The following is an 11,997-nucleotide window of genomic DNA, read 5'->3' on the forward strand; positions in this document are numbered from 1 at the left end:
TGGTTTCTAAATGAGTACAATAGCGGATCGGCGTAATCTCACCGCTGCAACCGTCACTAATCCAAACATGTCAATCAAACCATTAGATTCTTCTCATTTACGCATTACCATCGACCCAGCCTCACTGGGGTTTTCCGATACCTCGGAGTTGTTACAGCAGCCGTTATCCTGGATTGGTCAGGAGCGGGCGGAAGCGGCTGTTCGTTTTGGTCTCGGCATGATGCAGCCGGATTACCATTTGTTTGTGTTGGGAGAGGCGGGGTCGGGGCGTTCTTCTTTATTGCAACAAGCGATGACGGCCGCGGCGGCTGATAGGCCGGTGCCTCCGGATTTGTGTTATCTCTACAATTTCATGACACCCGAGAAACCGCTGGCTTTGCATTTGCCTGCCGGGCAGGGGCGTTTGTTGCGTCAGGCCATGCTGCAATTGGCGAAATCGCTGCCGTCCGAAATCACGCAATGTTTGAGCGGACAGGATTTCAAGATCAAGAGCGACCGGCTGGAGAAAAAATTCAGAACCGAAACGAGCCAAGCGTACAAGAAACTCGACAAGTTTGCGGAATCGTTGCATGTCACTATTCATCGGGAAGATGAACAGATTTTGTTCACCTTGCTGGATGAAAAAGGGGAAATTCTGACAGCGGAAAATTTACTGAAACTGCCCAAAGCACACCGGGTTGAAATAGAACAAACGGAACAGGCGTTGCGCGAAGCAATTGCGGTTTATTTCGAAGCATTCCAACGGATCGAGAAGGAAAAAGACGCGGCGTTAGGGGCATTGCAGCGCCTTATCGTGCAACCCTTGCTGAATCTTGCGTTGCAGAAAATTTTAGCGGTGTTGCAAGAAACGCTACATGAGGAGCGGCTCAACACTTTTTTCACGCAGGTGGAAGCGGATATTCTCGACAATCTGGCGTTGTTTGAGACGGATAATGTCGATGAAGAGAAACGGCAAACGGAACTAGATCGGATTTTCTCCCGCTATCGGATCAATCTGGTTGTGGATAACGCTGATCTACCGGGAGCGCCGGTCATTATCGAAGATAATCCGTCAGCGTATGCCTTGTTTGGCAGTATCGATTATCAGTTTGAGAACGGCAAACTGAAAACCGATTTTATGCGCATCCGCGCTGGTAGCTTGCTAAAAGCGCATGGCGGTTTTTTGATGTTGCATGTGGATGATTTGCTGACGGATGGTTCATTGTGGGTAAAACTGCGGCGCTTTTTGCGCAGCAAGCGGTTGCAAATTGAAGAACCCGGTTCGGCATGGACTTCCAACTCACCTATATTCCTTGAACCCGAAGCGGTCGACGTGAACGTTAAAGTCATTCTGGTCGGATCAAGGGAAGAATATTACGACTTGCAGGAAATCGATCCTGAATTCATGCGCCGCTTCCGCGTGAAAGTGGATTTTGCCGGGAGTTTTATCGCGAGCATGGAAACTTATCATGCATCGGCTGTGTTCGTTGCGCATGCCTGCGATACGGCAAAATTACCGCATTTTTCCGCAGCTGCGGTCGCGCGCTTATTGGAAGAATCGCACCGGGAAGTGGAGGATCAAAAACGCCAGAGTGCAATTTTTGCCCGCACCGAGATGCTGCTGCTGGAGAGCGCGGCGCTGTGCCATGCCCGTCATGGCAGGTGCGTGGAAGTAGCGGATATTTCCGCCGCGCTGCAAGCACGCAACCTGCGTCATAATTATCCGGATTTGCGCTTACAGGAGGCTATTGTCGAAGGTGAAATTGCCATCGCATTGCAAGGCGAAGCCACCGGTCAGCTCAACGCGCTGACGCAGATTGATTTGGGCGATCATAGTTTTGGTACGGCGGTGCGTCTTACCGCGCGTACTTTTGCCGGTGAGGATGGTGTGTTGAATATCGCCCGCGAAGTGGATATGTCCGGGCCGATTCACGATAAGGGCATGCTGATATTGCAGAATTACCTGACAGGTTTGTTTACCCATCTGGCGCCGTTGGCACTGAGCGCATCGATTGTTTTTGAGCAGGAATATACCGGCATCGAAGGAGATTCAGCTTCCTGCGCGGAATTTTACGCGCTGTTGTCGGCGCTGGCGGAACTGCCGCTGAAACAAAGTATCGCGGTGACCGGCGCATTGAATCAATACGGTGAGGTGCTGCCGGTGGGGGGCATCAATGACAAGATCGAGGGTTATTTCAAGTTGTGTGAGAAAACGGGCTTAACCGGCGAACAGGGTGTGTTGATTCCGTATCAGAACCGGCAGCATTTGATGCTGGATCAGAAAGTGATTGCGGCGGTTGAAAAAGGCCAGTTTGCAATTTACACGATGGAGCATGTCATGCAAGGACTGGAACTGCTCACCGGTTTACCATCGGGTAGCAGTGAATCGGCGCAGATAAACGGCTATTCATACGGTACCGTTCTCGGTCATGCGCAGAAAACATTGTTGGTTTTCCGCCGCGCTTGCCAATCGACGCAACACCCCAGGACCGAACACCGGCGGCTGCCATCCCGGGCGGATAAATAGCCGTGCATTCATCTTCCGATCCGGCCAACCGGCAGCAGCGTTACCGGGAAGTGCGTAAAGTCACGCTCGTCGGATCGGCGGTGGATTTTGTCCTGGGTGTTGCAAAAATCGTTGTCGGGTGGTTTGCCAATTCACAGGCATTGATTGCCGATGGTATCCATTCGTTATCCGATTTGCTGACCGGATTCATCGTGTTGTACGCCGCCAAACACTCGCACAAGAGCGCCGATGAAGTGCATCCCTACGGTTACGGACGGATTGAAACGCTGGCAACGGTCAGTCTCGGTATCGTGTTGAGCGGCGTTGCGATCGGTATTGCCTATGAAGCGGTTAAACGGCTCAACGATCCGGCAGTGGCGTTGGATTTCACCCTATTGGCGCTGTTGATTGCGTTGTTATCGGTGATTTCGAAAGAGTGGATTTATCGCTATACGATGTCCGCAGCGCAGCGTTTGCGTTCGGATCTGTTGATGGCCAGCGCGTGGCATAGCCGCTCCGATGCTTTCTCATCGATTGTGGTATTGATCGGCATTAGCGGTGTGATGCTCGGTTACCCGTATTTGGACGCGGTAGCTGCCGTGGCGGTGGCTGCCATGATCGCCAAGATCGGTTTTGGCTTGGTGCGATCGAGCACGCTGGAATTGATCGATGTCGCGCTGGATCCGGAAAAAGTCAGCGCGATCCGGCAGCACATTCACGCCGTGCATGGCGTGCGCTCGATTCATACGCTGCGGACCCGGAAAAGCGCCGGGAGCGCTTTCGTCGATGTGCATATCCAGGTCGATCCCCGTTTGAGTGTCTCGGAAGGTCATCAAATCGGCGACAGTGTCCGGCGGCGTCTGCTGCAACACGTGGAAGAGGTGACCGACGTGACGGTGCATATCGATCCGGAAAATGACGAAACCGGTTCGCCCTGCAACGATTTGCCTTCACGTGAGGCAGTCATCGCCGGACTCAAAGAGCGTTGGCCGCAATTACCGGCTGCATCGGTTGAAGTGATAACATTGCACTATTTGTCCGGCGCGATCGATGTGGAACTGGATTTGCCAATTGAGATTTTGCGTAGCACTGACGAGGCTAAATATCTGGTGCAGGAACTCAAACAGGCTGTTTCCGCGTTGCCGTATATCAATGCAATACAGGTACGATTTAAGGTTTGATGGGCTTCTGTATTCACTGCATCGTTAGATTAACGCTTGTTTTTTCACTCTAATCGTGACGCTGATACAGGCGTCGTCGATTATACTGGGCTGCAATACAATGATTCAAATGATAAGTATTGTTATTCAGATGATTTGGAGCGGCTTCTCATCACCTTAAATCATCCTCGGAATGTTCTTGCAAAATGAGGCCGGTTCACTGAATATTATAAGCAGGATGTAGAATGACGTTATTGGTTATTAAGGATTACAATTCACCTGGCCTAGGAGGTGAATAAGGCAGAGATAGGGTGAACTATTTGTACCGCGATGAAAAATCATACGATGAGGGGTAGGGGCTAGCAACCGCGCGAAATATCTATGAATCAAGATACAAAAGATACCAATTTGAATCCTTCCGTGATTGCACGTGAAACATTAAAACAACTTGCGATCCTTAAAATTTCCCCGACACCGGATAATTATCACAAACTGTATGATCAGATTGCCGGTAACCCGGAGAATCAAATTTCAGCCATTACCGCGAAATTGCTGACTGAACTGGCGAAGGAATTTCCTCGCCATACGCCCACATTGCTGAATTGCGCCAATAGTCTGGAGCAAGCCGTCAACGAAAAGAACTGGCTAAAGTATAAGACCGCCTTGGTGAAGTTTGCTACCACTGAAAACATAACGATCAATAGCACGACTATATCCGTTCAGGCCAAAGCGCAACCGTCCCAGCCGGATGCTGACACCTTCAAGCAAGACAGTGGGATCAGCGGTTATTCCGGTCAGCTTCTGGATTTACTGGCGCAGATGCTGGAGAACATCATCGCCAAGCAAGTTAATGGCGAAACGCTGGCGGAAGAGGCGCGCTCGTTGGCATCGCAAGTGCGGGAAATTCAGAATAAACCGGAAATGGATCAGTTTATTGTTCATTTCCAGCAGTTTTGCGCCAAACTGGAATTATCCAATCAGTGCGAAGCTAGTTTGCAACAAGGTTTGTTGAAGTTATTGAATCTGCTGATGGACAGTACGGCTGAGTTGCTGTCGGAAGATCAGTGGATTAAAAAGCAGCTGGCCAAACTGAAAGACACGGTATCTATGCCGCTGGATGTGCAGATCATCGCGCAAGCCGAGCAGTATCTGAAAGAAATCATTCAACGGCAGGAAATAATAAAGCAAAGTCTGGGTAAAGCCAGGGTGACGATGCGGCAAATGGTCACTTCGCTGATTTCCAATCTGGAAGAGCTGTCGGATGCCACTGGGGAATATCAGGAGAAACTGGAATATTACTCGGAGAAAATCAATCAGGTTGATGATATCGAGGAGATCAATCAGTTACTTGCGGAAATCATGCAAGAGACCAATAAAGTACAGAAAAACATGATCAATTACCGCAAGGACTTGATTGCCGCCCGGGCGGAAGCCGATAACGCGCAAAATCAGATCAGTCTGCTGGAAACGCAATTGCAGGAAATGGGCGAGAAGGTCCATGAAGATCATTTGACCGGCATACTGAACCGGCGCGGTTTTGATAATGCTTACCAGCGCGAGGCATCGTGCGCGGCGCGCACCCAATCGCCGTTATGTTTTGCCTTGCTGGATATCGATAACTTCAAGTTATTGAATGATACGCATGGCCATCACGTGGGCGATAATGCTTTGCGCCATTTGGTGGAAGCGGTCAAGGAAACGGTGCGGCTGGAAGATGTCGTGTCGCGTTACGGCGGTGAGGAATTTGCCATCCTGTTGCCCAATACCGCGCTCAAAGAGGCGATTCTGACTATATCCAGAATACGCCGCTATATGACCAAGAAATTCTTCCTGCATGACAATAACCGTTTATTAATTACCTTCAGCGGCGGCGTGGCGCAGTATCATCCGGGAGAATCGCAGGAAGATCTTTTCAAGCGTGCCGACGGCGCTTTATATCGCGCCAAGAAGAATGGCAAGAATCAGATTATCGCCGCTGACTAGGCACATGTCCGTATAAGAAAGCAGTATGACCGGAGTCGGTCCATAACCGCAAAACAGGCGGACTAGGTGCATCGAAGAGTTGCTGTATGCCAACCGGTATTGACTGATATAATTTCCTCCTTTTCACACCGAGTCCATAAAAGCCATGTCAACCCCATCAAAATTCTCAGTCCGCAAGTTTCAGTTTGCACTTTTGATTGCGGTGATCTCCACTTTTATTGTATTTGGTTTGCTGTACCGCACCAGTTCGCAAGGAGATTTTTCCGATACGTATCCCAAAGGTTTCCGCGGCGGCGCCTGCACGATAGAATCGGAGGCGCTCATTATCGGCTATTCAGGCTACTATCTTCCTGAAGGTTATCAGTCGCCGGACGATCTCCGGTCGCCGCATGTGCCTGTGCAGTGCGGGAAAATACCGGAACCGGCATCGCTCAATATTTCAATTGACCTGTTGTATCCTGAATCGGCGCGCGATTTTTCCTTGGCGTTGCGTCTGGTGAAGCTTGAAATCGATGAAAAAGAACACCAGCAAGAGCATGAAGTGATGTCGACATCCGCGCAGCAGCATCCATCGGGAGTGATTACCACCGCATTCAAATTGGGTGAGATGGGGCAATATATTTTGTATTTGGAAGGGAAAAATACTGAGAATGCTGATCTGCAAGTGAAAATTCCTTTGCAAGTCGGTTTGGATTGGAAAAATCATCTTAAAAACGCTTTATCCCCCTTGCTGAAAAAAGACTGACCACCGGCAGTGTGCTGCGTACTCCTAAAATATCTGATCAGTTTGCCGCTAATGGTTTTAAACATGAAGAGGAGAATACGATGGATGTGAACGGTATAGCGGCTGTGGCGACATCAATGGCTGAATTCAGCGCAAACCAGGCGGTCGGAATAGCGGTGCTTAAGAAAGCGATAGATTCAAATGCTGCGGGTGCGCTTGCTTTGATTGAAGCGATCCCCGGCGCAAATCAAGCCCCGGCGAATCTGCCGCAGCACCTGGGACAGAATGTCAATACCACAGCCTGAATCGATAGGTTTGATGGCTTTCGCAGCGCTACTTTGTTAGCGCTGTTTTATTATGGGGGGCTTGTTTTTCTGACGGACGGCATGCTCATCACTATTCCCAAAATGCTTCCAAAGTGATATTTTTATTTCGCACCAATACGTTTGGTAGCGTTGTTTTTTTCTTTTGCTTAATGTTAATTAACCGGCTTATCAGCTTGGCTACGTATGAACTATAGACCTAATTTCAATCTGGCAACTTTTGATTCACTCGAATCGCAGCAAAGGCGGCTGTCTTTACTGTGCAAAACCGCGGAGATCGGTGAGTGGTCTTATGTCTTCTCTACGGATTTTACCGTCTGGTCGGATTATCTCTATGATTTTTACGAATTAGATAAGGATTTTGAATGCACTGAGCTGTTGCAAAGTACACAGCTCTACCAAGGTTCCGAAAAAGAAAAAATGCAAGCTCTGATTGCGCATGTCACTGCCACGAAAAAAGAACGCAGCGATGATTTCATGATTGTCATGCAGGATGGCCGGGTCAAATGGCATACCACCACGATTCACCCGATACTGGATGCGTATGGCGAGATCACCGGTTTATACGGTATTTTGCAAAATATTACCGCGCGGAAGAACAGTGAGCTGGATCTGCAACGAATGGCCTATGTGGCAGAGAAAACCAACGGTATCGTGATGATTACCGATCCCGAAAAGAAGATTATCTGGATCAATAACAGTTTTGAGGAAATCCTGGGATACCGGTCGGAAGAGGTCATAGGGCTTGATCCGGCTGCTTTTCTACAAGGTGAAGAAACATCAATCGAGACTATCCGCGAGATTACCCGTTCACTCCGCAGCAGCGGAACCTTTTCCGGTGAAATTCTGAATTACACCAAAAGCGGTGAAAAAATATGGCTTTATCTCAATATTGCCGCGGTATACGATGACGCCGGAAAATTGATCAATTACGTTGCGGTAGAAAATGACATCACGGTGATCAAAACGGCCGAGCACCGGCTGCAAAAAGCCATGGAAAAAGAGCGTGAACTGAACCGCTTTAAAACCCAGTTTGTCAGTCTGGCGTCACACCAATTCCGCACGCCGCTAGCGACCATCCGTTCCAGCATCGATCTGCTGGATCTGAGAATGGAATCGGCCGGACTGAGTACTGCCTTTATCGAGTTTTTTCAGAAACACAAAGCCATTATGGCGGAAGAAACAACCCGCATGACCGAGTTGATGGAAAACATTCTGGATATCGGGCGGATCGACGAGGGCAAGATTGAGCTGACCAAGAAGCATCTTCCCTTCCGGCAATTCATGGATGCATTTGTGCGATCAAATGTTGAACCCAACGAGCAGCAAAGGAAACTGGACTACTATTTTGACGCACCCAACTGTATCGTCAATATAGATGAAATTGTGCTGCGAAATGTTTTACGCAATATTGTGTCGAACGCCTTTAAGTATTCCGAAGGAAAGCAAGCCCCGGAAATGACCGTGAAACTGCAAGACGATGTCTATTTGATTACCGTTAAAGATCATGGCATCGGCATTCCGGAAAAGGATCAAGCGTTTCTGTTTCAGTCGTTTTTCCGCGCGTCCAATGCCAAGGTATATCCGGGGAGCGGGCTCGGTTTGATGATTGCGAAGAAACTGATCACATTGCACGGCGGGGATATTAGTCTTGAAAGCCGGGCCGGTAGCGGTTGCACGATCACCATTCAATTGCCGGTATAAACATACAATGAATAATCCGCTGATTCTCGTGGTGGAAGATGAAAATGCATTGCGCGAAAACATTACCGCCATTATTGCGCATTACGGATTCCAGGTAATCAGCGCACCATCGGGTGAAGCCGGTGTGAAAATGGCAGTGGAATCGAATCCGGACATTATTATCTGCGACATCATGCTACCGGGAATCGACGGTTTTGAAGTGTTGGCACAAATCAAGCAAGCCCAGCAATCAACGACTCACGCCTTTATTTTTCTTACCGCAAAGTCAACACGCTCGGATACCCGTGCAGGTATGAACATGGGTGCGGATGATTACCTCACCAAGCCGTTCACGAAAGAGGAATTGTTAAACAGCATCAAAGCCCGGATGGAGAAGTTAGCGCAAATACGGCAGAGTCAGCCGGAAAAGGATGCGTTGATCGAGGCATCGCTGGAAAAAATAACGAGTCTTACCAAAGCGGAACGTAAGGTGCTCAACAAGATAGCCGAGGGCTTCACGACACCGCAGATTGCCGAGAAACTGTTTGTGAGCAAAAAGACGATTGAGAATCATCGCGTCAATATTTCCCGTAAACTCGATCTGAGCGGCCCGAATAGCCTGATCAATTTTGCGTTGCGATTAAGAGCGCAAAAATCGACTATTCATTTTCCCGATAATGTGCCTGCGGCACCCTCCCATTGAACTCCTGAACACAGCAATTTTTGTCCTATCACAGCGGATAAATTTCGCTGCTTTGCTTTAAGAAACCCCTCCTGCCGTACTGCAAAACCACACGGCGATCATTGAAAATGAGTGGATCCACTCATTGTAAAAGCCTGATGATCAGTTATTCTTAATTGCGTAAAAAAGGCTACGAAAGCAATAACAGCAGTTCGTGATTGCAACTTCGATAGCCGTGTTACGCAGTGTTAATTAACTTAATCAATGGAGGATATGATGGCAACAACTTATGGCACGAGTAGCAGTGCATCAAGTGCTGACTATGATATGTCGCTGTGGTATGACTCAAAATACTACAAACTGGGTATGTTAACCATGCTGCTGGTTGCGATATTCTGGATCTGGTACCAAAGAACGTTTGCATACTCACACGGTATGGACTCGATGGAACCGGAATTTGACAAAGTATGGATGGGCCTGTGGCGTGTTCACATGACCCTGATGCCTTTGTTTGCGTTAGTAACCTGGGGTTGGATATTGAAAACCCGTGATACCAAAGAGCAACTGGACAATCTCGATCCGAAACTGGAAGTGAAACGCTACTTCTACTGGATGATGTGGCTGGGCGTGTATCTGTTTGGTGTTTACTGGGGCGGCAGCTTCTTCACCGAACAAGACGCATCCTGGCACCAAGTGATTATTCGTGACACCAGCTTTACCCCAAGTCACGTGGTGGTGTTCTATGGTTCATTCCCGATGTACATCGTATGTGGCGTAGCATCATACCTGTACGCGATGACCCGTCTGCCACTGTACAGCCGCGGCACATCGTTCCCGCTGGTGATGGCAATTGCTGGCCCGCTGATGATTCTGCCAAACGTAGGTTTGAACGAATGGGGTCACGCATTCTGGTTCATGGAAGAACTGTTCAGCGCGCCACTGCACTGGGGCTTTGTAATTCTGGGCTGGGCAGGTTTATTCTCGGGTGGTATTGCAGCACAAATCATCACCCGTTACTCGAACCTGACCGATGTGATCTGGAATGGTCAAAGTAAAGAAATTCTGAACAACCGGATCGTTCCTTGATCCAACCTGAGTACTAGGTAGTTAGTGCAACCTCTCCCGCGGCTCTGCTTAGAGCAGACTGCGGGAGTAAAAAACAAGCTGTAGTTCACCGGTGTGGATCAAAAAGTAGAGGAGGTTTATATGATCAAACAAGTTATAAGAATATGGGCTTCAGCAGCGCTACTATCGGTAGCGCTTTATTCCGGCTTAGCGGCTGCGCATGGAAAAGTAAATTTGGAAGCCGATATTTGTATGCGCAATGTGTCCGGCAGTATGGTGCATCTGAGCACTTATCAGCCGCAGTATGATCCGGAAGCTGAGTACTGTACCGAGATTCCTAAAGAAGGTGAAACGTTGTGGGTGCTGGATTTGGTCGATCAAGCGCTGCGTGACATGCCGATTGTCGTTAAAATCGTCAGAGGTACCGGTCAAGCTTTAAGCGATACCGTAACAACCCTGTATTCCACCAATCATTCCAATGGCACCATTAAAGGGGAATTTAATCTGGATCCAGGACAATATACGCTATTCGTTACGGGTGAAGGCGTGCCGCCATTGCACTATGAATATCCGTTACGGATACAGGTAACCAATTATCAAGACCTGTTCTTGAAATCTATACCTTATATCATCACGTTTTTGTTGATTGCATTTTTTACCGACAAATTGTTGAAACGGCGTCAACTGGAGAGTTGATAGCAGCCTTCGATATTATTCCGTTCGATAGAAAGCTTTACAACCATAGCGCACCGATTTTGTACTAAACCGGGAAGTCCGCCTTAGCAGCAATCACAGCACCATAGGGAGAAAAAAATCAGTGGCTTGTCAGGAGGTCGATGACAAGCCACTGACTATAAAAAGTGACGCTAACGTGACGGCGGTGGCGGTGGATTGCCTGCCGGAGGTGGGGGAGGTATGAACTGATCGGATCGTGTAACCGGTTTCCTGTTCATAGTATTGCCCCCCGATGGGTTAGCAGAGATTCTTCCGTCGACGGGAACACGATGTCCCATGGCGTACATGCACTGAACATAACTGTTGTCATAGCGCTGCTGGCTGGAATAGCCCGAAGCTGACGCCGTATTTGATCCCAATAAACTTCCGAATAACAGACCGATCCCGGCACCTACCGCCGCGCCGTGACCGCCTCCCAATGCTGCACCGGCAGCGGCACCCAACCCGGCACCCAAAGTTGCGCTCTGCATGCCGCTCATCCGCGATGCTTGCCGGGGTGTGTTGCCGTCGACTTGTTCGTACGCATACTGCTTGCATACCAATTCATCCGAACGAAACTGATCGAAGTTTTTTCCGGAACCCGGCAATGCCATTACGCTGGGGCCGGTTGGCAGATGAACGCAAGCGGTCAGCCAGGCGGCCGTCGTGACAATCATTAAGTTTCTCAGGAGTAACATGTTGTGCCTCTTTACGTTAGGGTGCCGGTGATTGCGGGGCGACTGGTATCCAGCCGCCCGGGCAATTTTTAACAGTGGGATAATAGCCTTCGGGATTCCGGCAGTAGTGCCAATACCCCGCTTGCGGTTGAGCTGCACTCGATTGTTCGCGCTGAATATAGACGGGCGGCTTTACCGATACTACCGGGCTGGGTGAGTACCGGTAACGAGGCGGGGCGAAGTAAGGCCCAGGGAAAGCATAAGAACCGTAAGGATAGAAGCCGGGACCGTAGAAACCGGAATTGAATCCGCCGATATTGATGCCGAAATTGAAATGACCATGCCTGTGGCCGTGACCATGATGACCGTGTCCATGTCCTCCGCGCGCCAAAACGGCATCGTGCGCCGTCAGTGCCAGCAAACCAATCATCCAATATATCCAGCCGAGATTTTTCATATCTATGTTTCGCACGTTCTTTTGGGGAATAGTATGGATTGCGA

General features: G+C 49.2%; 11 protein-coding genes. 9 read left to right on the plus strand and 2 right to left on the minus strand.

Annotated features, from left to right (window positions below):
- Positions 1 to 67: 67 nt before the first annotated feature.
- The 9 genes from R2083_RS03925 to R2083_RS03965 all read left to right on the plus strand — a co-directional run bounded on the left by R2083_RS03925 (position 68) and on the right by R2083_RS03965 (position 10,801).
- The gene (locus R2083_RS03925; RefSeq protein WP_317538969.1) at positions 68 to 2,506 is read left to right on the plus strand and encodes an ATP-binding protein; all 2,439 of its coding nucleotides are present in this window, start codon (positions 68 to 70) and stop codon (positions 2,504 to 2,506) included.
- 2 nt (positions 2,507 to 2,508) lie between these two features.
- Positions 2,509 to 3,666, plus strand: coding sequence for a cation diffusion facilitator family transporter (locus R2083_RS03930; RefSeq protein ID WP_317530168.1), 1,158 nt, complete (start codon positions 2,509 to 2,511; stop codon positions 3,664 to 3,666).
- A 360-nt stretch (positions 3,667 to 4,026) separates the two neighbouring features.
- On the plus strand, positions 4,027 to 5,628 hold the full coding sequence (locus R2083_RS03935; protein WP_317530169.1) for a diguanylate cyclase: 1,602 nt from the start codon (positions 4,027 to 4,029) through the stop codon (positions 5,626 to 5,628).
- A 145-nt stretch (positions 5,629 to 5,773) separates the two neighbouring features.
- On the plus strand, positions 5,774 to 6,373 hold the full coding sequence (locus tag R2083_RS03940) for a hypothetical protein (RefSeq protein ID WP_317537597.1): 600 nt from the start codon (positions 5,774 to 5,776) through the stop codon (positions 6,371 to 6,373).
- Between the two features lie 80 nt (positions 6,374 to 6,453).
- Positions 6,454 to 6,657, plus strand: coding sequence for a YjfB family protein (locus R2083_RS03945; protein WP_317537598.1), 204 nt, complete (start codon positions 6,454 to 6,456; stop codon positions 6,655 to 6,657).
- Between the two features lie 204 nt (positions 6,658 to 6,861).
- Entirely contained in the window at positions 6,862 to 8,379 is a 1,518-nt protein-coding gene (locus tag R2083_RS03950) for a sensor histidine kinase (RefSeq protein WP_317537599.1), read from the plus strand.
- 7 nt (positions 8,380 to 8,386) lie between these two features.
- Positions 8,387 to 9,061 carry a response regulator transcription factor gene (locus tag R2083_RS03955; RefSeq protein WP_317530173.1) on the plus strand — a complete coding sequence of 225 codons (675 nt, stop codon included), beginning with the start codon at positions 8,387 to 8,389 and terminating at the stop codon, positions 9,059 to 9,061.
- A gap of 255 nt (positions 9,062 to 9,316) precedes the next feature.
- On the plus strand, positions 9,317 to 10,126 hold the full coding sequence (locus R2083_RS03960) for a methane monooxygenase/ammonia monooxygenase subunit C (protein WP_090316992.1): 810 nt from the start codon (positions 9,317 to 9,319) through the stop codon (positions 10,124 to 10,126).
- A gap of 120 nt (positions 10,127 to 10,246) precedes the next feature.
- On the plus strand, positions 10,247 to 10,801 hold the full coding sequence (locus R2083_RS03965) for a hypothetical protein (protein WP_317530174.1): 555 nt from the start codon (positions 10,247 to 10,249) through the stop codon (positions 10,799 to 10,801).
- 170 nt (positions 10,802 to 10,971) lie between these two features.
- On the opposite strand, the gene R2083_RS03970 is transcribed toward R2083_RS03965, so the two are convergent.
- Both R2083_RS03970 and R2083_RS03975 read right to left on the minus strand, forming a co-directional pair.
- A complete protein-coding gene (locus R2083_RS03970) occupies positions 10,972 to 11,517 on the minus strand; it encodes a YMGG-like glycine zipper-containing protein (protein WP_411172447.1) in 546 nt (181 codons plus the stop codon).
- Between the two features lie 16 nt (positions 11,518 to 11,533).
- On the minus strand, positions 11,534 to 11,953 hold the full coding sequence (locus tag R2083_RS03975; protein ID WP_317537601.1) for a hypothetical protein: 420 nt from the start codon (positions 11,951 to 11,953) through the stop codon (positions 11,534 to 11,536).
- Positions 11,954 to 11,997: the final 44 nt, after the last annotated feature.

It is taken from the genome of Nitrosomonas sp. Is35, assembly GCF_033063295.1.
Classification (GTDB): domain Bacteria; phylum Pseudomonadota; class Gammaproteobacteria; order Burkholderiales; family Nitrosomonadaceae; genus Nitrosomonas.